Annotated in this window: 20 protein-coding genes; 10 read left to right on the forward strand and 10 right to left on the reverse strand. The window is 46.2% G+C overall.

The features are described from left to right. Positions 1 to 154: 154 nt before the first annotated feature. Entirely contained in the window at positions 155 to 2,050 is a 1,896-nt protein-coding gene (gene rpsA, locus KD145_RS25510) for a 30S ribosomal protein S1 (protein ID WP_113614958.1), read from the forward strand. 81 nt (positions 2,051 to 2,131) lie between these two features. Here the strand turns inward: rpsA and KD145_RS25515 are convergent, their stop codons facing one another. Together KD145_RS25515 and hxpB are read right to left on the reverse strand one after the other, a co-directional pair. Next, positions 2,132 to 2,896, reverse strand: a complete 765-nt coding sequence (locus KD145_RS25515) for a cyclase family protein (RefSeq protein WP_212002654.1) — start codon at positions 2,894 to 2,896, stop codon at positions 2,132 to 2,134. A gap of 33 nt (positions 2,897 to 2,929) precedes the next feature. Beyond that, the gene (gene hxpB, locus KD145_RS25520) at positions 2,930 to 3,592 is read right to left on the reverse strand and encodes a hexitol phosphatase HxpB (protein ID WP_212002655.1); all 663 of its coding nucleotides are present in this window, start codon (positions 3,590 to 3,592) and stop codon (positions 2,930 to 2,932) included. A gap of 221 nt (positions 3,593 to 3,813) precedes the next feature. Between hxpB and KD145_RS25525 the strand changes: the two genes are divergently transcribed. The 4 genes from KD145_RS25525 (at position 3,814) to KD145_RS25540 (ending at position 8,219) form a co-directional block, all read left to right on the forward strand. Continuing rightward, a complete protein-coding gene (locus tag KD145_RS25525) occupies positions 3,814 to 4,026 on the forward strand; it encodes a hypothetical protein (protein WP_212002656.1) in 213 nt (70 codons plus the stop codon). Positions 4,027 to 4,720: 694 nt separating this feature from the next. Further along, the gene (locus KD145_RS25530; protein ID WP_212002657.1) at positions 4,721 to 6,835 is read left to right on the forward strand and encodes a nitrite/sulfite reductase; all 2,115 of its coding nucleotides are present in this window, start codon (positions 4,721 to 4,723) and stop codon (positions 6,833 to 6,835) included. A gap of 26 nt (positions 6,836 to 6,861) precedes the next feature. Further along, the gene (cobA, locus tag KD145_RS25535) at positions 6,862 to 7,638 is read left to right on the forward strand and encodes a uroporphyrinogen-III C-methyltransferase (protein ID WP_212002658.1); all 777 of its coding nucleotides are present in this window, start codon (positions 6,862 to 6,864) and stop codon (positions 7,636 to 7,638) included. Further along, positions 7,638 to 8,219, forward strand: coding sequence for a bifunctional precorrin-2 dehydrogenase/sirohydrochlorin ferrochelatase (locus KD145_RS25540; RefSeq protein ID WP_249219558.1), 582 nt, complete (start codon positions 7,638 to 7,640; stop codon positions 8,217 to 8,219). Before cobA ends, KD145_RS25540 begins: the two co-directional genes overlap by 1 nt. A gap of 44 nt (positions 8,220 to 8,263) precedes the next feature. Here KD145_RS25540 and KD145_RS25545 read toward each other — a convergent pair whose 3' ends face one another. Continuing rightward, complete coding sequence (locus KD145_RS25545; protein WP_212002659.1) at positions 8,264 to 8,611, reverse strand: DUF488 domain-containing protein; 348 nt, start codon at positions 8,609 to 8,611, stop codon at positions 8,264 to 8,266. Between the two features lie 54 nt (positions 8,612 to 8,665). On the opposite strand from KD145_RS25545, the gene KD145_RS25550 reads away from it, so the two are divergent. Then, on the forward strand, positions 8,666 to 9,352 hold the full coding sequence (locus KD145_RS25550; protein ID WP_212002660.1) for an HD domain-containing protein: 687 nt from the start codon (positions 8,666 to 8,668) through the stop codon (positions 9,350 to 9,352). Positions 9,353 to 9,496: 144 nt separating this feature from the next. On the opposite strand, the gene KD145_RS25555 is transcribed toward KD145_RS25550, so the two are convergent. Together KD145_RS25555 and KD145_RS25560 are read right to left on the reverse strand one after the other, a co-directional pair. Next, on the reverse strand, positions 9,497 to 11,044 hold the full coding sequence (locus tag KD145_RS25555) for an IS1182 family transposase (protein WP_212002661.1): 1,548 nt from the start codon (positions 11,042 to 11,044) through the stop codon (positions 9,497 to 9,499). Positions 11,045 to 11,211: 167 nt separating this feature from the next. Further along, positions 11,212 to 11,736 carry an acyl-CoA thioesterase gene (locus KD145_RS25560; RefSeq protein ID WP_212002662.1) on the reverse strand — a complete coding sequence of 175 codons (525 nt, stop codon included), beginning with the start codon at positions 11,734 to 11,736 and terminating at the stop codon, positions 11,212 to 11,214. Positions 11,737 to 12,091: 355 nt separating this feature from the next. On the opposite strand from KD145_RS25560, the gene KD145_RS25565 reads away from it, so the two are divergent. The 3 genes from KD145_RS25565 to KD145_RS25575 all read left to right on the forward strand — a co-directional run bounded on the left by KD145_RS25565 (position 12,092) and on the right by KD145_RS25575 (position 16,819). Further along, positions 12,092 to 13,744, forward strand: coding sequence for a CTP synthase (locus KD145_RS25565; protein WP_212002663.1), 1,653 nt, complete (start codon positions 12,092 to 12,094; stop codon positions 13,742 to 13,744). Positions 13,745 to 13,960: 216 nt separating this feature from the next. Then, positions 13,961 to 15,811 carry a membrane protein insertase YidC gene (gene yidC / locus KD145_RS25570; protein ID WP_212002664.1) on the forward strand — a complete coding sequence of 617 codons (1,851 nt, stop codon included), beginning with the start codon at positions 13,961 to 13,963 and terminating at the stop codon, positions 15,809 to 15,811. An 81-nt stretch (positions 15,812 to 15,892) separates the two neighbouring features. Beyond that, entirely contained in the window at positions 15,893 to 16,819 is a 927-nt protein-coding gene (locus KD145_RS25575; protein ID WP_212002665.1) for a M20/M25/M40 family metallo-hydrolase, read from the forward strand. Here the strand turns inward: KD145_RS25575 and KD145_RS25580 are convergent, their stop codons facing one another. The 5 genes from KD145_RS25580 to KD145_RS25600 form a co-directional block, all read right to left on the reverse strand. Beyond that, a complete protein-coding gene (locus tag KD145_RS25580; protein WP_212002666.1) occupies positions 16,820 to 17,440 on the reverse strand; it encodes a SprT-like domain-containing protein in 621 nt (206 codons plus the stop codon). A gap of 5 nt (positions 17,441 to 17,445) precedes the next feature. After that, positions 17,446 to 17,832 carry a hypothetical protein gene (locus KD145_RS25585; protein WP_212002667.1) on the reverse strand — a complete coding sequence of 129 codons (387 nt, stop codon included), beginning with the start codon at positions 17,830 to 17,832 and terminating at the stop codon, positions 17,446 to 17,448. Continuing rightward, positions 17,832 to 18,050 (reverse strand): AtpZ/AtpI family protein, encoded by a 219-nt coding sequence (locus KD145_RS25590; RefSeq protein WP_212002668.1) that lies wholly within the window; start codon positions 18,048 to 18,050, stop codon positions 17,832 to 17,834. Before KD145_RS25590 ends, KD145_RS25585 begins: the two co-directional genes overlap by 1 nt. Next, positions 18,019 to 18,438: a polymer-forming cytoskeletal protein gene (locus KD145_RS25595; RefSeq protein ID WP_212002669.1), complete on the reverse strand. Its 420-nt coding sequence runs from the start codon at positions 18,436 to 18,438 to the stop codon at positions 18,019 to 18,021. Before KD145_RS25595 ends, KD145_RS25590 begins: the two co-directional genes overlap by 32 nt. 145 nt (positions 18,439 to 18,583) lie before the next feature. Continuing rightward, positions 18,584 to 18,988 carry a hypothetical protein gene (locus tag KD145_RS25600; protein ID WP_212002670.1) on the reverse strand — a complete coding sequence of 135 codons (405 nt, stop codon included), beginning with the start codon at positions 18,986 to 18,988 and terminating at the stop codon, positions 18,584 to 18,586. Positions 18,989 to 19,208: 220 nt separating this feature from the next. Here KD145_RS25600 and KD145_RS25605 point away from each other — a divergent pair, with 220 nt between their 5' ends. Then, complete coding sequence (locus KD145_RS25605; RefSeq protein ID WP_212002671.1) at positions 19,209 to 22,241, forward strand: tetratricopeptide repeat protein; 3,033 nt, start codon at positions 19,209 to 19,211, stop codon at positions 22,239 to 22,241. Positions 22,242 to 22,375 lie beyond the last annotated feature (134 nt).

Genomic DNA, 22,375 nt, shown 5'->3' on the forward strand with positions numbered 1-22,375 from the left:
ATGTGTTTAAATAAAATCTGAAAAGAACGTTAAATACGTCAGTGAATTGGGGTTTTCTTCGGGAAAAATAGGGTAAACCGGCTAATATTTCGTATTTTTGCCCTCCCATAAAACAGGGAGTCCGGGTATTCCGGATTTAAAATTTCATTTTTTTATGAGCGAAAACAACATTATTAACGAACAAAACGCTGAACAACAGGCTCCGCAGGCAGCTGCGGCTGAAACAGCGACACCAAAGGCTCCTGTAGTAGCTACTGCCCATGACGATTTCGATTGGAGCGTGGACAAGCGTAACGTTTCTTCTTACAGCAAAGAAGAAAAAGAAAAGTATGACGCAACTTACGACAGCACCTTCAAAGTGTTTGAAGAAAACACACTGCTGGGTGGTACTGTAGTAGGTATTACCAACACAGACGTAGTGATCAACATCGGTTTCAAATCTGACGGTCTGATCTCTCTGAACGAATTCCGTGACTTACCAGGCCTGAAAATCGGTGACGAAGTGGAAGTGCTGGTAGTAGAAAAAGAAGACCGCGATGGTAACCTGCACCTGAGCCGTAAACAGGCTCGCCAGAAACGTGCATGGGAAAAAATCGTGGAAGTTTACAAAACAGGCGAAGTGGTTACTGGTACTGTTACCAGCAAAACCAAAGGCGGCTTGATCGTGGACGTTTACGGTATGGAAACATTCCTGCCAGGTTCTCAGATCGACGTGAAACCGGTTACCGACTACGACCAGTTTGTAGGCAAAACCATGGAGTTCAAGGTGGTGAAAGTAAACGAAACCATCCGCAACGCCGTAGTTTCCCACAAAGCACTGATCGAAAGCGATATCGAACAACAAAGAGTGGATATCATCTCCAAACTGGAAAAAGGCCAGGTATTGGAAGGTACCATCAAGAATATCACCGATTTTGGTGCGTTCATCGACCTGGGCGGTCTGGACGGTCTGCTGTATATCACCGATATCAGCTGGGGCCGTATCTCCCACCCAAGCGAGGTACTCCAGATGGATCAGAAAATCAACGTGGTTGTACTGGACTTCGACGACGAAAAACGTCGCATAAGCCTGGGTTACAAACAACTCACTCCTCATCCGTGGGATACTTTACCAGCTACTATCACCGAAGGTGCTAAAGTTAAAGGTAAAGTGGTTAACATCGAAGATTACGGTGCATTCCTGGAAATCATGCCGGGCGTAGAAGGTCTGGTACACGTTTCTGAAATCTCCTGGGCTTCTACTCCTATCAACGCTAAAGAATTCTTCAAATTAGGAGAAGAATACGAAGCAGTGGTAGTTACCCTGAGCAAAGAAGAGCGTAAAATGTCTCTGTCTATCAAACAACTGACAGAAGATCCATGGTCTACTATCGAAACTAAATTCCCTGTAGACAGCCGTCACAAAGGTATCGTGAAAAACATCACTCCTTATGGCGTGTTCGTTGAACTGGAAACAGGTATCGGTGGTATGATCCACATCTCCGACCTGAGCTGGATCAAACGTTTCAACCACCCATCTGAATACACTAAAGTTGGTAACGAAATCGACGTAGTGATCCTGGGTATTGATAAAGAAAACCGCAAGCTCAGCCTCGGTCACAAACAGATCGAAGAAGATCCTTGGAACACTTTCGAAACTATCTTCCCGATCAACTCCGTACACGAAGGTACAGTTGTGAAGAAAGATGAGAAAGGTGCTACTGTTCAACTGCAATACGGCCTGGAAGCTTACGCTCCTGCCCGTCACCTGAGAACAGAAGACGAAAAACCAATCAACGTTGAAGATGTGAAAGAATTCATGATCATCGAATTCGATCGCAGCGAAAAACGTATCCTGGTTTCTCACACCAGAGTATGGGAAAAAGCACAGGCTGAAGAAAAAGAAGCAGTACAGAAAGAAAGAAAAGCTGAAGCTGACAAAACCCGTAAAGCAGTGAAAAACATTCAGGGTAAAGTAGAAAAAGCTACTTTAGGTGACCTGGGTGCTTTAGCTGAACTGAGAGAAAAACTGAAACAATCTGAAGGTGGCGAAGAAAAAAGCGCACAGTAAGATCCGGTTTCATTAAATAATAAATCCCGTTCTGAGTAAAATCAGAACGGGATTTTTTTATGTGTTGATTGTATCATACAATTAATCCAGCATCGCCACCACCCGGGCCGGCGCAGCACTGGCCCCCTTTATTTTCAGCGGAAACACAGCCACTTTAAAACCAAAAGGAGGTAACGCACCCAGGTTGACCAGCTGCTCCATATGACAATACTCCTTCTGTTGCCCCACCAGATGGGCCTGCCAGAAATAATCATCTTTACCTTCTTTTTTTGCTTTAGCGGCCATGTACTTCAGCGGAAGATCAAATCCCCACTGATCTATGCCCATCACTTTCACACCCTGGTCGATCAGCCAGTGCGTGGCTTCTGCGCTCATACCAGTACCTCGCATCGGGTATTCCCGGGTGCCGATATACTTGTCACGGCCGGTATGTATCAGCACAATTGTGCCCGGCCTGATCACCGCACCGGTCTGTTGCAGATTTTCCCGTATATCCGACAACGTTATCTCTTCTAAATCCGCCTTATGGGTCATATTGATCACCACTCCATCGCCATAACACCATTCCAGTGGTACCTGGTCGATGGTTTTGGCCGGCTGACCATTTACTTCCGGCGCATAATGCCAGGGAGCATCTATGTGGGTGGCGGCGTGTACGCCCATGCCCAGGATCTTGTCATCAGCCCATCCCTGGAAACCTTTGGGAAACAATTTCGCCGGCAGGCCCAGAAAAAAACGGATCAGCGGCCGGCTTTGCCGGTGCGGCTTGTGTTTGATCCGGATACGCATAAACCAGGGGTCCTGTTTGTTGTACTCGATGGTTTTCGAGAGATCAATGATTTTCATAAGTTGATATAAAGGGGGTGTTGGTTGACGGATTTAGTGTTGTGTCAGCAAGGCCAGCTGCTGGTCGTCGAATTGCAACAACGAATCCAGTTTCATGTTGGCCAGCGCATAACGGGGATCCTGGCGGTTGTGCGGCTCCGGCACCACTACGGTGGTCATACGGGCAGCCTTGGCGGCCGTCATACCGGTCACGGAATCCTCAAAAGCGATGCATTCCAGCGGATCGCTGTTGAGTGCCTTCGCACAGGCCAGGTATACCGCCGGATGCGGTTTACCATAATCTTCAAACTCAGCAGAATACACCGCCTGGAAAGATTCCTTTATCTGCAAATGATCCAGCACCGCCTCTATCAGCCGCAGGGGAGAAGAAGAGGCCAGCCCCATCTTGAAATTACGCTCCCGGAAAAAATCCAGGATATAAGTCAGTCCCTCCATAGCACGGCCTTCTGCCATAATCTTCCGTGTTACGCTCTCAATGATTTCGTTGGTCACCTGTTCGGCACTCTTGCCCTCCCATTTAAAGTAGTTGTGCCAGTAACTTACCACCTCACGGGTACGAAGCCCTGTGGTACGATGTGTCAGTTCAGGTGTCAGTGTTACTCCTACCGTTGCAAATACTTCCCGCATCGCAATGCCCCACAGCGGCTCTGAGTCCACCAGCAGGCCGTCCATATCAAATATTACCGTGTTGATCATATGTATTTTTTCCGTCGCAAAGATAATAAGGGGATAAGGACCTGTGATAAATTCTAAGAAAAACAGCCAACTTTTCTCCGGATGCCATTTACAGCCTGTTAACATTTGCAATTTGTAATAATTCTAGTTTTGTACATATCGTAAGCGATGATGTTGAAAGCTCTTGATATAGACAAGGTATATTTAATTTTATCGATTAAAACTTTAGAACCATAGGAATTATGACTAATAATATAATTACAGTAATAATTGCGCTGGTATTTATTTCAACAGTATTAGTTCCTCTTTTCAAAATTCTGAAAAGCAGCTTATCGCATTTTAAAAAAATGAAAATTAAAAGCAAAAGTGGTGAAATTGTAGAGCTGGATTTAGAAAGAAAGAATGATGTAAATACCGTAATTAATTTTACAGATATATTTCTTGGTCTTAAATAGTTTGTTTTTGGCAAAAGCAAAACCCCAATTATCGTCTACCAGGACATTTAAAAATAATAAGAACAAGTCCAACTATCAACAGTCGGAGAACTTTTAAAACATTTTGAAGCCATTACAGCTTCATAATAAATACTGTAGAGTCATTTCAATTTTTTATAGAAGAAGAAATGGCTAGTCGATGAGGCCGATAATTAGTTATGTCATAATGATGATTGGTATAGCAGAGTAGGTTCCCCCATCCCTTTAAATCTCTGGGGATATTTATGTGTTGCCTTAATTAACCCATAATAAAATGTTATACCGGATAAGCGGAAGTTATGGACGAATAGATTTTTGTATCATATACTATATTTATAATCAGCTATTTATGTCTCTCCGCCCGTTGTCCTGATTTTTCTCATTTTTCTGTCCTGCTTCAGCTCCCTGGAAATTTTTTTTGGAAAGATGACCCGCATTTCTATCTTTGTATTACTCTACTAAAACTATAGGAAATATGGGTAATGAAGTGACGTTGATGGGCCATCCCGGTAATTGTTGTTGCATTGCAACGGCAGCGGAACGCGTGTAGTATGCAACAGAGATAAGTTTACACTAATCTTAGTTATACGAAAGCCTCCGCACACAGCGGAGGCTTTTTAGTAGACTCCCGACCAAAATTGATCAAAGATTTTACCACCACCTGAAAATACTTTTTATGCAAAGCTTCAGAACAGAACTCGAAAATCCCATTGTAGAACAGGATATTATCGACCTGGAGAAAAAGATCCGCCTGTTCCGTGAAGGAGCGATTACGGATGAAAAATTCCGTAGCCTCCGCCTGGCGAGAGGGGTGTATGGTCAGCGTCAGCCTGGTGTGCAAATGGTGCGCATCAAATTACCCTATGGTAAAATGACCCTGCAACAGTGGAAAAAAATTACAGAAGTATCTGATGAATATGCTACCAGCAACCTGCACCTGACTACCCGTCAGGATGTGCAGATCCACTATGTGAGCCTCGAAAGAACACCGGAACTGTGGCATAAACTGGAGGAGGATGAGATCACCATCCGTGAAGCCTGCGGCAACACCGTCCGCAACATAACAGCCTCCGACCGCGCCGGCATAGACCCTGAGGAACCATTTGATATTACACCTTACGCCGACGCTACTTTCCGCTATTTCCTGCGCAACCCTGTCAGCCAGGAAATGGGACGTAAAATAAAAATCGCCTTCTCTTCTTCTGAAAAAGACACTGCCTGGGCCTTTATGCATGATTTCGGCATGATACCCAAGGTAAAAATCATTGACGGAAAAGAAGTGCGTGGTTTCAAAGTGCTGGTAGGTGGCGGTTTGGGTGCACAACCCTTCCTGGCCAAAACGGTATATGAATTCCTGGAAACAGATCTGCTGATTCCTTATATCGAAAACGTGCTGCGGGTGTTTGACCGCCATGGTGAAAGAACCAGCAGAAACAAAGCCCGTATGAAATTCCTCATCCAGAAAATAGGCATGGAGGAATTTGAACGCCTGGTAAAAGAAGAGTACAAAGCGGTTAAAGTCAAAAGTGTACCGGTAGATGCCGATGCATGGGTACAAACAACACCACCGCCGGTGCCCGCTTCATTGCCGGCTTACAACATCAAAAATCCTCAGAAATACGAGGCCTGGAAAAAGACCAACGTCTTCGAACAGAAACAGAAAGGATATTACGGCGCTTATGTCAAAATCACACTGGGCAACATCGGCTCTGCCGTTAGCCGCCAGCTGATTGAAGCCCTGCGGCCTGTAATAGCTGACGATGTAAGGGTGACTGCCAACCAGGGCCTGCTCCTGAAATATATTTTGCCTGAACATCTGCCTTATGTGTACAGCGCACTGGAAGATGCAGGCTTTGCTGAACCTGGATTTGACAGCATCGCCGATATCACGGCCTGCCCCGGCACGGATACCTGCAACCTGGGCATCTCCAGCAGCACTGGTATCGCTAAAGTGCTGGAATCCGTGATCACAGACGAATTCCCGGACCTGATTTACAATAAGGACATCAAAATAAAGATCAGTGGTTGTATGAATTCCTGCGGCCAGCATGGTATTGCCAGCATTGGCTTCCATGGTTCTTCCCTCAAAAGCGGAGGGAAGGTGCTGCCGGCCCTGCAGGTGCTCCTTGGAGGAGGTATCGTAGGTGATGGTGTTGGACGGGTGGCCGACAAGGTGATCAAAGTGCCTAGCCGCCGCGGTCCCGACGTATTACGCAGCCTGTTGCATGACTACGAAATCAACAGCCGGGAACATGAGCTGTTTAACCAATACTACGACCGTCAGGGTGAAAAATATTTCTATGAACTGCTGAAACCACTGGCAGACGTCAGCAGCCTCACTCCGGGCGACTTCATCGACTGGGGACAGGCAGAAGACTATGCTACCGCTATCGGAGTAGGAGAGTGCGCCGGTGTGATCATCGATCTGGTAGCTACCCTGCTGCTGGAAGCAGAAGAGAAACTGGAACTGTCTGCTGCAGCTCTCGCCAATGGCGCCTTTGCAGACGGTATCTACCACGCCTACTCTTCTTTTGTACAGGGCGCCAAAGCACTGCTGCTCGGTGAAGCAGTCAGCGGTAATACGCAGATCGGCATTATCAACGACTTCGAAAAACATTTCGTTGCTACCGGCAAGTTCAGCTTTGAAACAGACTTCAAAACACTGGTACTGCAGATTAACGCCAACGAGCCTACGGAAAGTTTTGCTAAAACCTATTTCCAGCAGGCACAATCTTTCTACAATGCAGCACAGGTTTACCGCCGGAAAAGCAGTGAACCGGTACAGGCATAATTGTTCATCATTTAATACAACATCTCATGCAGCACATACAACCTAAACTTACATTGGTAGGCGCCGGCCCCGGAGACCCGGAACTGATAACCGTGAAAGGCCTGAAAGCCATACAGGAAGCCAGGGTGATCCTCTATGATGCCCTGTCCAGCAACGAACTGCTGGAATATGCTCCGGCTAACTGCCTCCGTCGTTTTGTAGGTAAACGTGCTGGCATGCATGTATATTCCCAGGATGAAATTAACCGCATGATTGTAAAATATGCGCTCAGCTACGGAAGCGTGGTAAGGCTTAAAGGCGGCGATTCTTTCGTGTTTGGCCGCGGTCAGGAGGAAATAGCTTTTGCCCAGCAGTTTGGCATCACGGCAGAAGTAGTACCGGGTATTTCCAGTGCTATTTCTGTCCCTGGTGTCAACAAAATCCCCGTCACCGCCCGCAACGTCAGTGAGGGCTTCTGGGTTATCACCGGTAACACCCGGCATGGCAACCTGTCCCGCGATCTGGACTACGCCATTCAGGCCAATACTACCGTGATCATTCTGATGGGAATGAGCAAACTGGCTGAAATAGCCGGTATCTTCAACGCCCGTGGTAAAGGAGATACACCAGCTGCCATCATTCAAAACGGTACCTTGCCTAATCAGCAGCTGGGAATGGGTAAAGTGTCTGACCTCGTGGAAATAGCCGCCGCCCAACAGCTGTGCAATCCCGCCATCATCGTGGTAGGAGAGGTAGTACGTTTCCATGAAAACTTCGCTGCCCTGCAAACCAGGATCGTCGATGAACTTAAAATTGCTGTATAATGGAAAATCAGTTATTCCCGGTATTTTTTAAGCTGAACCGCCTGCATGTACTGGTAGTGGGCGGTGGCAACATCGGACTGGAAAAAGCGCAGGCCATGCTGCAGAATTGCCCTGAAAGCAATATCACCATCGTGGCCCTCGATTTCCTTCCCGAACTGGAAGAAGTAGCGCATCATTATCCCAATGTGGAACTCATCCGCAAACCCTTTTCCTGCGGAGATCTGCTGGGTAAGGACCTGGTGGTCGCTGCCACCAACGACCATGCGCTCAATTATGCTATCTGGGAAAAAGCCAAAGGCAGTAAGGTACTGATCAATGTAGCAGATACACCGGAGCTCTGCGATTTTTACCTGGGCTCTATCGTACAAAAAGGCAACCTGAAAATAGCCATCTCCACCAATGGTAAATCACCCACTGTGGCCAAACGCCTCAAACAGGTGCTCCAGGAGGCCCTCCCTGATACCCTCGATGATGTGCTCAATAAACTCTATATTATCCGGAATAAACTGAAAGGTGATTTCACTGCCAAGGTGAAACAATTGAATAATATTACAGATGTATTAGTAAAACCGAACCACTGATGCATATGCAGAATAACCTATGCCAACTATACAATATTCTTTTGTTAACCCTTTAATACTTCCATTAATACCCTTGCCTGATTGTGATGGTCATCTTTGGCCCCGTAAAGTAGTGTTACCCGATGGTGCAGGGCTTTTTTCCTGATCGCTTCCAGCATTGTTTGTTTCTCCTCGTCGGCCAGTTCATCCATATATTTTGTCCGAAACGCGGGATATTTTTCAGGTTCATGATTAAACCATTTCCGCAGTGTTTCGCTGGGAGCGATCTCTTTCAGCCATTCGTCTACATGTGCATGTTCTTTGGTAAGGCCACGCGGCCATAGCCGGTCTACCAGGATGCGGTAGCCATCATTTTCTGAAAAATCGTCATATACACGTTTGATCTGTATCATATCCCCATTAACCATTCCGTGTTGGAAAAAGTTTTACGTATTATCTTTACCGTTATGCAAAATAATCAGGAAATCATCAACGCTACAGTAGCGTATGTTAAGGCTACGCTGGAAGGAGCAGAGGGCGGTCACGACTGGTGGCATATTCACCGGGTATGGCGACAGTCACGGCATATCGCTGCACAGGAATCAGTGGACATGCTGATCGTGGAGCTGGGTGCATTATTACATGATATTGCCGACTCCAAATTTCACAATGGAGATGAAAACATCGGTCCGGCAAAGGCTACTGCCTTTATGGAATCGCAGGGCCTTTCTCCGGAAGTGATAGATCATGTGGTGAATATCATCCGGTATATTTCCTTCAAGGGAGGATTTACTGACAAAACATTTTATTCTCCGGAACTGGGCGTAGTACAGGATGCCGACCGTCTCGATGCTATCGGCGCCATCGGTATCGCCAGAGCTTTCAGCTATGGCGGATTTAAGAACCGGGCTATCTATGATCCCACCATTACCCCTAAACCGTCTGCGTCCAAAGAAGAATATAAAAACAATACAGCCCCCACCATTAACCATTTCTACGAAAAACTGCTGTTGCTGAAAGATCGTATGAATACGAACACCGGCAAACAACTCGCAGAAGAAAGGCACCGGTTTATGGAGATTTTTCTGGAACAGTTTTACCGGGAGAACAGTGATTTATATGACACTGCTGATGTTCCTGATGGGCGGAGATAATTGTAGCGCGTGAAGAAATACCACTGAGTATTTTAAATAAAAACGGGGCCGTCTCAAAACAAGAGGCGGCTTCTTTTTTATAAATTCCAGTTGTTATAATGATTCTCCAGTTTCCATTTTTAGAAGTGAAGGGTTAACCTGATTTTATGCTGTTTTCTTTCTAAGATTGTGTGCCATAGCCATTAATCCCATTTCGATTGACACTTTATCCATCCCTTTTAGCATAAATCTTTTAAAGCCATGATTATGCTTAATATTTGCGAAGACAGATTCCACGTCATGGCAACGTTGTTTACGCTTCTGTATTCCTTTTCTTCCTTTTAATCGTTTGTCAGCCAGCGCCTTAAGACGATTTAGATTATGATTTACTTCTATGATGCGATTTGTTTGTTGATCATGACACATCTGCCGTAATGTACATCCTTCGCATGTTCTGGCTTGATAAGTAGTTATTGTTTGCCCGTAACCGTTTTTAGTTGTTTTTGGGAACGTACTTTTTCTACGCATTCGCTGGCCGGCAGGGCAGATATAGTGGTCCTTTTCAGCATTGTAGGGTAGGTTTTGGGCCTTGAACATTTCCCTGGTTTTAGTTGACCGGTGCTGGTTGCGATCGAAGGAAGCATGCTTAACATAAGCCGTAATTCTCCTGTTTTCCAGCCATTGATAGTTCTGTTCGCTGCCATACCCTGCATCCGCTGTAATATTGGCGGGCACTCGTTTATATAACCGTATATACTGCAGGAGATGACTGATTAAAGTTGATGTATCCGTGGACTGCTGATGAAGGCTGTAATTGACGATGTATTGATTATTAGTACTTATCTGGAGATTATAAGCTGGTTTAAGCTGACCATTCTTCATATGATCTTCCTTCATACGCATAAAGGTAGCGGCGGGATCTGTTTTGCTATAGCTATTGCGGTTAGAGCCTATTATTTGTTCCTGTTGCTCATACTTATCCAACGCTGAAGGCCAGTTACGGTGAGCATATCCCAGCTTTTGTCTGATCCGCTTGTCTATGGGTTTTTCTTTGAGGGCGTCATTGATGGCCGCTATTGTTTTACTGACTTTTTCACTGTCGATTTTGTCATATCCGGATGGGTCCGTATCATCACCCAATTCTGAAGCTGCCACTGATTGTGCATATTTCCACAAGTCATTAAGCTGCTGTTTTATTTTTTCTTTACTGTACTTAATGCCATTGCTCCATACAAAACTGTAGCGATTTGCCTGCGATTCTATCTTTGTCCCGTCAGTGTACAGTTCTTTTATGTTCAGTAAGCCTTCTTCGCATAACAACAATACCACCTGGGTGAATATAGGTTGTAATACCTTTTGCAAGCGTTCACCACGGAACCTGTTGATCGTATTATGATCGGGTTTACTCATACCACTAAGCCACATAAAGTGGATGTTCTGGCCTAGTGCCTCCTCTATTTTACGGCTACTGTAAATGTTATTTATATAAGCGTAAATAAGGACTTTCAATAACATCCTGGGATGGTAACTGCTGGTTCCTCCTGCTTTATAACGCTTCAGCAATAAAGTTATATCGATCTTTTCTATTACGTCATCCACCACACGAACTGGGTGATTCTCGGCTATCAGATCCCCAATCTCGGGAGGGAAAAGCATAGCCTGGTGCTGCTGATTGGCTTTAAAGACTACTGATAGTGTTTTTCCTTTGGGCATACTATAAAAACGGAAAAAGCTACCCCGCAGATTTCCCCCCCCAAAAAAAACAGAAGGGAGTGTCTTTTGAGACACCCCCGTTTTACTTATTTCTTATCTATTTCCTGCTGAATCTTGGCTTCAATCTTCGCTTATCAGGAACATCAGCAGTATCCTATAAATCACAGTTACGGTTTATCAAAAAACAGTGCTTTCAGCTCATCTGCATCTTCCGGTTTCATTTTTCCACCGAGGATCAGGCGGAGCTGGCGGCGGCGGAGTGCGCCTTCATATAATCTTTTTTCCTCTTCTGTGTCAGTAATGATGCTGGGAACGGGTCTGGAATTGCCATTGGGGTCCAGCGCCACAAATGTCATAAAAGCTTCATTTGATTTGTAGCGGTATTGTTGCACCGGATCTTCTCCCCAAACACGCATATGTACTTCCATGGAAGTGTTAAAGGCACGGCTTACTTTTGCTTCGATATGTACTACGTTGCCCAGTTTAATGGGATTTTCGAATGAGATGTTGTCCACTGAAGCAGTAACCACGGGGGCGCTGCAATGTTTCATACAGGCCAGTGCAGCGGCGATGTCCATCCAGTACATCAGGCGGCCTCCCATGAGGTTGCCGAATGTATTGGTATCATTGGGTAAAACCAGTTCCGTCATCTGTATGAGCGAGTCCTGCGCTCTCTTAGGCGTTAAAGTCATCTTTTATTTATGTATTTCGGATATTTATGTATTTCGGACGCAAATTTACAGTTTATATTACTAAGGAACGAAAAGCTTATCCAGGTTATGGTGTGCGGATGCAGGTTTTTAACAAATAATTTCCATCACTTGAAAATTCTTTAAAACCCACTGTGGTTCAATGATAAGAGCTAAAGAGAAACCCTCAAAAATTAACAAACAAATAAAGCCACTGCGTAAAAAACTTGGGAGCGAAGCAAATTTGTGTAACTTTGCATGACCTCCGGAAGTAGTTTACTTGACAGGTATAACACCAAATGCAATCTGGCACTTCCTCCTTAATAGGTCAAGTATCTTTAGCTGAATTTTAGTTTTTATGGCAAAATATATCTTCGTTACGGGAGGTGTTACTTCCTCTTTGGGTAAAGGAATTATAGCTGCTTCGCTGGCAAAACTGTTGCAGGCACGCGGCTTTAGAGTGACTATTCAGAAGTTCGATCCATATATCAACGTGGATCCGGGAACGTTAAACCCTTATGAGCACGGGGAATGTTACGTAACAGAAGATGGTGCCGAAACCGATCTGGACCTGGGGCACTACGAGCGCTTTCTGAACACGCCTACTTCTCAGGCTAACAACGTTACTACTGGTCGTATTTACCAGACTGTTATCAACAAGGAAAGAGAAGGTGCCTACCTGGGCAAAACCGTACAGGTAATCCCGCACATCACCGACGAAATCAAACGTCGTATCCTCCTGCTGGGTAAAGATGGTAAATATGATATCGTGATCACTGAGCTGGGTGGTACTGTGGGTGATATCGAATCACTCCCTTACATCGAGGCAGTTCGTCAGTTGCAATGGGAACTGGGTGAAGAAGACTGTCTGGTAGTACACCTGACACTGATTCCTTACCTGCGTGCGGCTAAGGAACTGAAAACCAAGCCTACACAGCACTCTGTACGTTTGCTGAGCGAATATGGTGTTCATCCTGATATCATTGTATGCCGTACGGAAGAACCGATGTACCGCGATCTGAAGAAAAAAATCGCCCTGTTCTGTAATGTGCAGGTAGATGCGGTAATCGAGGCTAACGACGTGCCTACCATTTATGAAGTGCCATTGGAAATGATGCGCGAGAAACTGGATGTTTCCGTTCTGAAAAGACTGAACCTGCCAGTGGAAAAAGAGCCTGAACTGGCTAAATGGCGCGAATTCCTGGACAAACTCAAATATCCCAAATCCAAAGTGACCATCGGTCTGATTGGTAAATATGTAGAGTTACAGGATGCTTACAAGTCTATTCTGGAATCATTTATACATGCCGGTTCTCTCAATGAGTGCAAGGTGATTGTACAGAATATCCATTCTGAGCACCTTACACCGGAAAACGTATGTGAGAAACTGAAAAACCTGGATGGTTTGCTGGTTGCACCAGGCTTTGGCCACCGTGGTATTGAAGGTAAAATCACAGCTATTCAGTATGCCCGCGAAAACAGCCTGCCTTTCTTCGGTATCTGTCTGGGTATGCAGATGAGCGTGGTAGAATTTGCCCGCAACGTACTGGGTTGGAAAGATGCGCACTCCGTGGAAATGAACCCCGACACTGCACATCCGGTGATCAACCTCATGGAAGAACAGAAAAAAATCACCGCTAAAGGCGGTACCATGCGTTTGGGGGCTTATGCATGTGAACTCAAACCAGGTTCCAAAGCTGCAGAAATCTATGGCGGCGCAGCGGTGATCAGCGAAAGACACCGTCACCGTTACGAGTTCAACAACGAATATCTCGAACAGATCGAAAAGGCGGGTATGATGCCTTCTGGTAAAAACCCGGAAAGCGGCCTCGTAGAGATGATCGAAATACCGGGACATCCGTTCTTCGTAGGTTCCCAGTTCCACCCTGAACTGAAAAGTACAGTGGAAAGTCCGGCACCGCTCTTTGTTTCCTTTATTAAGGCTGCCAAACAATACGCGGAAAACAAAAACGGTAAGACTAAACTGGCCGAGGAAAAAATCGCCCAGTAATATTTACATATTTAATTATTTTTCAATTTATTGTTTAAAATGCAGCGGATTTATTCGCTGCATTTTAAATATATAATCATCACATAACCAATGGTAGCGGTCATTTTCACCTGCATTAAAGTGGGTTTTACCTACTTAACAGTGGTTTCACCTAAAAAGGGGTGTTCAAATGATAAATCATGCTTACCTTTGCTGCCTAAATTTTAATTGCATTTCATGGATAGAAATTCGGTTATTGGGTTTTTACTGTTAGGTGTTTTACTGGTTGGATATATTTTCTTTAACCAGAAACAGCAGGTAAATATCGCCAAGGAGAAAGCCCGGCAAGATTCCATCGCTAATCTTAACAAGCCTAAAGCACCAGTTGCTGACTCTCTGACACTTGCGGGTAACGGCGGAACGCTGGACTCGGCACACCAGGCCCAGCTGGCCGGAGAATTCGGCCTTTTTGCCGCTGCTGCGGTAGCACCGGTGCAAACTACCGTTATGGAAAATGATGATGTAAAAGTCACTTTCTCCAATAAAGGTGGTCAGCCTGTTAGTGTTCAATTAAAAAAATTCAAGACTTCTGAAGGAGGTCCTTTAATGCTGGCACAAGGTTCTTTTAACCGCCTTTCCGTGGAAGTGCCTGCCAGCGCCAATAAAGTGCTGAGCAGCTCCGACCTGTTTTTTACCGCTGGTCAGGTACAGAAACTGGCTGACGGCGCACAATCTATCAGCTATCGCCTGAATACCACCAACCCGGCTGTCTACCTCGAGTTTGTATATTCCATCAAACCAGGCAGCTATATCGTGGATTATAATGTTCATGCAGTTGGTTTCCAGAACATCCTGCCAGGTAATCAGCATTACCTGACCCTGCAGTGGAACAGCCAGAATGACAAACAGGAGCATGACATGGAGAACGAGCGCCTCAACAACCAGGTGCACTACATGTTCAGCAACGATAAACACGACTACTTCACCTTACAGCGTACCAGCCATGAAAAACTGGACAACAAGCTGAAATGGATCAGTGTTAAACAACAGTTCTTCAACACCACGCTGATCGCTAAAAACGGCAGTTTCGACGCGGCAGACGTGAACACCAAAGTACCGCAGAGCGGCAACATCGTAGGACAGGCGTTTACTTCCCTGCAAATACCTTACAACCGCGCCAATGATTTCTCTTTCCCAATTGAAATCTACTACGGTCCTAACCACTACAAAACCCTGAAGTCTTTTGACCTGGGCCTCGAAAAGATCATCCCACTGGGCTCCGGTATCTTCGCTTTTGTAAAATATGTGAACAAATGGATCATCATTCCGGTGTTTAACTTCCTGAGCGGATTTATCGGCAACTACGGTCTGATCATTATCCTGCTCACCATCTTCATCCGTCTGCTCATCGCTCCTTTCACCTACCAGAGCTATGTGTCTCAGGCCAAAATGAAAGTGCTGAAGCCGGAAATCGATGAGCTGCGCGCCAAATACGGCGACGACCAGCAGGGATTTGGTGTGGAACAGATGAAACTGTTCAAAAGCGCCGGTGTAAACCCACTGGGTGGCTGTTTACCAGCCCTGTTACAGTTACCGATCCTGGTAGCGATGTACAGCTTCTTCCCGTCTTCCATCGAGCTGCGTCAGGAAAGTTTCCTGTGGGCCAAGGATCTGTCTACTTACGACTCTATCCTGAACCTGCCGTTCAACATACCTTTCTATGGTAACCACATAAGCCTGTTCACCATTCTGATGACCATCACCAGCTTGATCCTGGCCTTCTACAACCGTGGTATGACCGATCAGAGCAATCCGGTGATGAAATATATGCCTTACGTCATGCCTATCATGCTGTTGGGTATCTTCAACAGACTGGCTGCCGCACTGACCTTCTACTATTTCCTGTCCAACGTGATCAGTATCCTGCTGCAATGGGTGCTGCAGACATTTGTCATCAACCACGACAAAATCCACGCACAGATCCAGGAAAACAAAAAGAAACCGGTCAGCAAATCCAAATGGCAGGAGAAGCTGGAAGAGGTACAACGCCGCCAGCAGTCAATGCAACAGCAACAGAAGAAGAAATAGTTTTCTGTCTGATATAGTAATTAATTAGTGAGAGCCCTCAGCAATTATGCTGGGGGCTTTTGCATCAACCCGATAGTGAATATGAAGAAAAGCTTGTTATTGATGTTGCTGGCAGGTGGAATGTCAGAGGCCTATGCCCAGGACACCATTCCCAATGCAGTCAGCATTCAGCAGACCGTTAATTATCTCGCCTCCGACAAACTGAAAGGAAGAGGTACCGCCGAAAAAGGTGGAAGAACAGCCAGCCGTTATGTGGCCCGGCAGTTTAAAAAACTGGGCCTGAAGCCGGTGAATGGCAACAGTTATTTCCAGGATTTTACTTTCGACCGGAATGCCCATAAAAATATTCCCAGCCGAAATGTACTGGCATGGCTGGATAACGGTGCCGCCCGTACGATCATCATTGGAGCGCACTACGATCACTTGGGTACTGCTGGCCTGTTCGATGGTAAATATCCCATTGGGCAGATCCACAACGGTGCTGATGACAATGCTTCCGGAGTAGCAGGCCTGCTCGAACTGGCACGCCATTATGTGAAAAATGCCGGAAAAGAGCCTTTTAACTTCCTGTTTATTGCTTTTGGCGGGGAAGAGCTGGGCCTGCAGGGTTCTAAATATTATACTGCTCATCCGTTGATGCCGTTGGATAAAGTACATTTTATGCTGAACATGGACATGATTGGCCGGTATAATCCCGAAAGAGGTATCGGTATTGGTGGTTTCGGCAGCGCGCAGGAGTGGCCGGAAGTGTTTAAGGAGATACAGCAACCAGGCATTAAATATTTCACAGATGCGGCCGGCAAAGGGGCTTCCGACCATCACAACTTTTATATGAGCAAGGTGCCGGTCCTGTTTTTCCATACCGGCGGGCACGATGATTACCACAAGCCGACGGATGATGCCAATAAGTTACAGGCTGCTGCAGAAGCGGGGATCCTGCAACTGGGCATACAGCTGATCAACAGGGCTATGACATTTGGTGAATTACACTATGTAGGCGAAAAGTAATCAGTCAACCGGTTCTACCTCATACAAGGGGCTGAACAGATAAATACGTTTAGACGCTACCTCTTCACAGCGGTAGCGTTTTCTTATTCTTTCCCCTTTGCGGAAGATGCGGCCGTCTTTGGTTTTAAAGAGCTGGTTCTGCGGAAGTTGTTCTACGAGGAAATGAGTTTCTTTTTTTGCATCATAGTTCCGGAGCACCCGCATCAGGTTTTCATCGGAACAGGAACTGGCAGCAGGATTCATCATGCTTTTCCGGACAGCCTGCTCTACATCATGCGGGAGGTAGTTTTTTCCCACAAAATCACGCAGGATAACGGAATATTCGTGTTTCCATTCTTTTCCATGTGCCAGTACCCGGTTGGCGTATTTGTTGAAAGTGGTGAGGTGGGCAATTTCGTGGAGTAGGGTAAGGAGAAAAGAATATTTGTTCAGCGATCCGTTGATGCTGATACGGTGTCCTTTTCCATTTCCGTCCGGATGACGGTAGTCACCCAGTATGCTTTGCCTTTCGCGGGTGATGGTAAGGTGTACTTTGTACATGTGCAGAAATTCCATCACCTGCTCGAAGGTGCCATCGGGCAAATAGGACGCTAATGCATGCAGAGGCGCCTCTTTTTTCACTACAACTACTTTTTAAGCCTGGTAAGCCGGAAGAGGCTCCATGTTTCAAATACAGTATACACCAGGTACAGCGACAGCAGCATAAAGATTGTCGGCTTGCTGACATTGGGCCGGTAGCTCAGCACGTATATGGCGATGCCGATTACGCATAACATCAGTTTGCTGAGGGTGGAGCCGTATACGGCCCGGATAAATGCGTTGTGGTTGGCAGAAGCGAGCCCTTTGCGGCCCATAAGGTAGGAGGCCAGGGTGATCAGGGCCATAGCCAGGTTGCCGGCCATCAGCACATACACATGTGAGCCAATGTCCAGCAACCGGGGCTTGAAAAGTATGATCAGGCCGTTTAAAACTCCAAAAACGGAAAATAATCTGATTAAAAATCTATCGCTCATTACCGACGGGTGTCTTTTATAATTTGCCACAAAAGTATGGCTAAAGCCAATAAAGAAAAAATGATCAGGAATACAGGGAACCGCCAGCCAATTTTCTGGTCCAGTTTGTACCCAGCAAATACGCCTAACCCTAATGTGGTCATCATCTGAAAAGCCAGCCCGGCATAGCGTAGTACCGGATTACGCTTATTCGGCTTCCTGGAGGACGGATTTTCCATGTTTATTGTTTTCAGGCATCTCATCGCCCATGTAGCAACGGCCGTTGAACTTGGCGCTCGGCTCCATTTCAAAATGAGCTGTGTATACGTCGCCTTTTACAAGTGCATTCCCTTTCAGGAACAGCAGTTCTTCCACTCTGATAATACCGGTCACCTTACCCAGGATGTCTGCACTCTGACATACCAGGTCACCGATAATATCACCTTCCGGACCTACTACGATCTTGGCTTTGGTTGATACCAGTCCGTTTACTTGTCCATCTATGCGGATATCACCCTCGCATACGATATCTCCCTGGATAGTAGTGCCACTGCCGATAATGTTCACAGTGGAAGTTGGTAACATGGTCTTACTGTCACCCTTAGAGTTTGATTTGTTATTAAACATAGGTTTTCAGGTTTTTCAGCTTTAATGATGTAAGATAATTAAAATATGTAATTATTTAGTTATTTGACTAATGGTTACTAGTGGATATGGAATACCCCGAACTATCAAAAAACAATTCCAATGACTATAATTCTCCGATAAAGACTTAATACGTGCTGTTATCTACTTTGGGCACTTTTAGTATAGTAGTGTCCAATTGACCCGTGAAATCCCCGTTGATTACCTGTTTCATGTTTTTCAGGTAAAGGTCTCTTTGATTAATGGCTGTTTCCAGGGAGTCGGCCCTCATTTTCAGATGGATAAACTCCTTGCGCTGTTTCAGGTCTCCATAGCCTGGGATATAGTATCGTAATGGTGTAAATACAATGGTTGCCACTGTAATGGCTACCAGCAACACAAACAGGGTGCTCAAAGCGATATAAACACTCATTCTGGATAGTTTAAAGGACGTAACTTCTTCGTAGGTATCGTCATTCATAATTACCAAACGGTACTTATGACTCAGTTTTTCCAGGTTTCTTCTGTTGTTTTTTTTCCCCTTCTTCGCCATGTTTAGGTAGTACTTGTAGAGATTTATTCGTTTTCAGGCGGCTAAAGTTAATCAATCCCACCAATTGATCCACTATTTTATCATATCTTTAAAATATTTTTTCAAACAAACAGTTATATAATAGAGCCTATACACCCTGGCATACATGAATTGCTATAAATCGCTACGTCGTTATCCGGTTTTATTTTTTTTATCGTTGTGCATAGGATCTCCGGCGGTTATGGCACAAATCAAGCCCCGTAATCCGGCACAACAGCAGCCATCGCAGCAGCAACCGCAGCCCCAGAGCAACCAGGCCAACAGGCCGGTTGTTAAACCCCTCTTTAAACCTAAAGAGCGTGTGGTACAGGACCGTCGTCCCCCGTCTGAAGTGATGCTGGAAAAAAAGCCCTGGAATTTTAAGCGCAAGTTCTTCCAGAACCTGGCGACCCGTTATAACTATTATTTCCACGCCCGGGTAAAACTGGATAAAGTAGTGAAAACCGTCAACCGCGACGGTCAGGACAACTATAATGTATTACTACCGTTTTATCCTACCACCCTGCAAAGCAAGGGGTATAGCAAAACGGAACTCGACTCTGTCATCGAAAAAACCAATATGGCCATCCAGCTCCACGACCCCAGAGGGAAGTGGATAGATGACTGTTTCCTGCTGATGGGCCGCGCCTATTTCTATGAAGGAGACCTGGAAAATGCCAATAAAACCTTCCAGTATATCAACCTCACCTTCGCTCCCCGGAAAAAATCGGAATATAAAACCGTGGTAGGCGCCAGTGAAAATGATCATATCTCCATCGCTAGCAGAGAAAAAAGAAAAGGTTTCTTCGGCCGCTTCAAACATATATCCGCCCGTAACGATGCCTTTCTCTGGAGAGCCAAGACCCTCCTCGAACAGAAAGAATATGACGAGGTACAGGCCCTGCTGAATATCCTCAGTACAGACCCCAATTTCCCGCACCGTCTGGACGGCGGCCTCGCGGAAGTGCGGGCCTATAGCAACTATATTCAAGGCAGATACCCTGAAACGATAGAACCGCTGAAAATGGCGATCGATAAAAGCCGCGACCGGGTAGCCAAAGCCAGGATGTCTTTTATCCTCGGTCAGCTCTACCTGCAGCAGCATCATCCCGATTCCGCCATGGACCAGTTCAGGGATGTGATCAGCCGTAAACCGGACCCCATGATGGACTTCCAGTCCCGCATCCAGATTGCCAAAATCAATGCGAAAAAAGAAGGAGGCCTGGCCCAAAGCCAGGAAGGGCTGCGGCACATGCTGAGAAAAGAACGCTTTACCCATTTCCGCGATGCGATCTACTATACCATGGGCACCCTCGCTTATCCCGCTGATGCAGAAGCAGCGCTGGGATATCTCCAGAAGTCCCTCAAGGCAGGTGGTGATAATATGGTGCAGCGTACCCTCACCTATAAAGGCATCGCAGATATCTACTACGATCAGCGCCAGTACCTGGACGCTAAAAAATATTATGACAGTACGGCCGGCACCATGACACCCGACTTTGCGGATGCAGCCAATGTCAACATCCGCAAGGCAGTGCTCACAGATGTTGCAGCCAAACTGGCCATTATCCGCCGGGAGGACAGTCTGCAGCGCATCGCCGCCATGCCCGAATCCGACCGGAACATCTTCCTCGCCAAAATGGCCGCTACCCTGAAAACAGCTGCCGCTGAGAAGAAAAAAAATGATGCCATGCAGGCCGCCAATCCGTACGATAATCCCACCTTCGGGATGAACAGCAATGGCGCCTACACCCCTAAAGAAGAAAAGGGTGACTGGTACTTCTATAATCAGGGCAGCAAATCGGCCGGATACTCCGAATTTAAACGCCGCTGGGGCAACAGGGCTGTAGGGGATAACTGGCGCCGCAGCCAGACCGGCACCATCAATCTGGCCAATAACAATAACAACAACGCTCCCACGGAAACTACCGACCCCACCGCCAAAACACCGGAAAATCTGCCTCCGGACAGTATTACCGGTGAACGGCTGGCACAAGGCCTCCCACTGACACCCGAGAAACTGAACGCTTCCCGCAAACTGGACCAGGATGCCCGTTTTGACCTGGGCAAGTTGTATTACGATAAACTCGAAAATTATCCGCTGGCCATAGAAACATATGATTCCCTGCTGCTCAAATACCCCGACCATCCGCGTAAACCGGAGATTTTATACTCCCTCTACGTATGGCACGGAAAACTGAACCACGCAGCAGAAGTAGCTCACTACAAAGACCTGATACTGAAGCAGTACGCCAATACCAACTATGCGGACATCATCCGCTCCGGTGGTAACAGGGATGTGGACCTGGCCAGGAAAAAAGTCATCAGCGCCACCTACGATTCGGCCTATACGGCTTTCCGCGATGGCGACAACGTTACCGCGATGGCTATTAAACGCCGTGCTGATTCTACCTATGGTGTTAATTTCATGCAGAGTAAATTCGACCTGCTGGAAGCCATGATCTTGGTGAAATCAGACACGTTGATCGGTATAGACTCTACCCAGGCTTCCCGTAAGGCGATCCTGGCGGTGATGAACAAATATCCAGGTGATGAGGGTGTCCGCCGCCAAACCCAGGCCCTCCTGGACGCACTGGACCATCGTAATGAGTTGGTTAACTACCTCGCCAAACTGGAAATCAAAAAAGATGTGGATGGTGCCCCGATGGTAGATGAAAATATCTCCATGCGCTATCCCTGGCAAAACCCGCAGCCGGTACTGGTAGATAAACTCAATGGTGCCAAAGCTGCTGCAAAAATCGATTCCGCCCGCATCTCTGATAAAATAGCCGGCGTGGTGCCCAATGCCCCGATCGCGACCGTGGCGCCTGCACCTCCACCCAAGCCATTAACGCCGTATAAACTGGCTGCCGACAACCCTCACTTTGTGGTGCTGTCTTTCCAGCGCGTTTCCAAAGAACTGATGGATGAAGGCCTGAACCAGTTTACCCGCTACAATGCCTCCAAACATGCTACTGATAAAATAGAAGTGGGCAGTTTTGTATTGTCACCTTCCGAAACAATGCTTATTTTCCGCTTATTCCCGAACGAAGACAAGGCACTGAACTATTTCGATGAAATCCGCGAAGAGGCTTCCTCGAGTATTATTCCGCGGATCAGGCCGTCTGAGTACTCCATATTTGTGATCTCCCGGGATAATTTCATTCTGCTCAACAGTACTAAAGACCTTATCGGTTACCGGAAGTTTTTTGCAGATAATTATGTAACACAATAATATATAGCGATTTATACCAGTACAGCGGGCTTTGCCGGAATAATGGAATGTTAAATCCGAAAGCCTGCTGTACCGAAATCAGTAAATCTCTAAATATTTAATAGATTTGTGGGTCAAACTGTTAGTAAACAGGC

This window comes from Chitinophaga sp. HK235 (assembly GCF_018255755.1).
Classification (GTDB): Bacteria; Bacteroidota; Bacteroidia; order Chitinophagales; family Chitinophagaceae; genus Chitinophaga.

What these genes read in the sequence shown, in the direction of transcription:
- KD145_RS25560 (WP_212002662.1), bottom strand. Translation starts at nt 11,736, where the DNA reads ATGACTTTAACGCCTAAGAGAGCGCAGGACTCGCTCATACAGATGACG.
- KD145_RS25530 (WP_212002657.1), top strand. Translation starts at nt 4,721, where the DNA reads ATGCAAAGCTTCAGAACAGAACTCGAAAATCCCATTGTAGAACAGGAT.
- KD145_RS25565 (WP_212002663.1), top strand. Translation starts at nt 12,092, where the DNA reads ATGGCAAAATATATCTTCGTTACGGGAGGTGTTACTTCCTCTTTGGGT.
- KD145_RS25515 (WP_212002654.1), bottom strand. Translation starts at nt 2,896, where the DNA reads ATGAAAATCATTGATCTCTCGAAAACCATCGAGTACAACAAACAGGAC.
- KD145_RS25605 (WP_212002671.1), top strand. Translation starts at nt 19,209, where the DNA reads ATGGCACAAATCAAGCCCCGTAATCCGGCACAACAGCAGCCATCGCAG.
- KD145_RS25555 (WP_212002661.1), bottom strand. Translation starts at nt 11,044, where the DNA reads ATGCCCAAAGGAAAAACACTATCAGTAGTCTTTAAAGCCAATCAGCAG.
- KD145_RS25600 (WP_212002670.1), bottom strand. Translation starts at nt 18,988, where the DNA reads ATGGCGAAGAAGGGGAAAAAAAACAACAGAAGAAACCTGGAAAAACTG.
- hxpB (WP_212002655.1), bottom strand. Translation starts at nt 3,592, where the DNA reads ATGATCAACACGGTAATATTTGATATGGACGGCCTGCTGGTGGACTCA.
- KD145_RS25545 (WP_212002659.1), bottom strand. Translation starts at nt 8,611, where the DNA reads ATGATACAGATCAAACGTGTATATGACGATTTTTCAGAAAATGATGGC.
- cobA (WP_212002658.1), top strand. Translation starts at nt 6,862, where the DNA reads ATGCAGCACATACAACCTAAACTTACATTGGTAGGCGCCGGCCCCGGA.
- KD145_RS25550 (WP_212002660.1), top strand. Translation starts at nt 8,666, where the DNA reads ATGCAAAATAATCAGGAAATCATCAACGCTACAGTAGCGTATGTTAAG.
- KD145_RS25575 (WP_212002665.1), top strand. Translation starts at nt 15,893, where the DNA reads ATGAAGAAAAGCTTGTTATTGATGTTGCTGGCAGGTGGAATGTCAGAG.
- yidC (WP_212002664.1), top strand. Translation starts at nt 13,961, where the DNA reads ATGGATAGAAATTCGGTTATTGGGTTTTTACTGTTAGGTGTTTTACTG.
- KD145_RS25585 (WP_212002667.1), bottom strand. Translation starts at nt 17,832, where the DNA reads ATGAGCGATAGATTTTTAATCAGATTATTTTCCGTTTTTGGAGTTTTA.
- KD145_RS25595 (WP_212002669.1), bottom strand. Translation starts at nt 18,438, where the DNA reads ATGTTTAATAACAAATCAAACTCTAAGGGTGACAGTAAGACCATGTTA.
- KD145_RS25590 (WP_212002668.1), bottom strand. Translation starts at nt 18,050, where the DNA reads ATGGAAAATCCGTCCTCCAGGAAGCCGAATAAGCGTAATCCGGTACTA.
- rpsA (WP_113614958.1), top strand. Translation starts at nt 155, where the DNA reads ATGAGCGAAAACAACATTATTAACGAACAAAACGCTGAACAACAGGCT.
- KD145_RS25540 (WP_249219558.1), top strand. Translation starts at nt 7,638, where the DNA reads ATGGAAAATCAGTTATTCCCGGTATTTTTTAAGCTGAACCGCCTGCAT.
- KD145_RS25525 (WP_212002656.1), top strand. Translation starts at nt 3,814, where the DNA reads ATGACTAATAATATAATTACAGTAATAATTGCGCTGGTATTTATTTCA.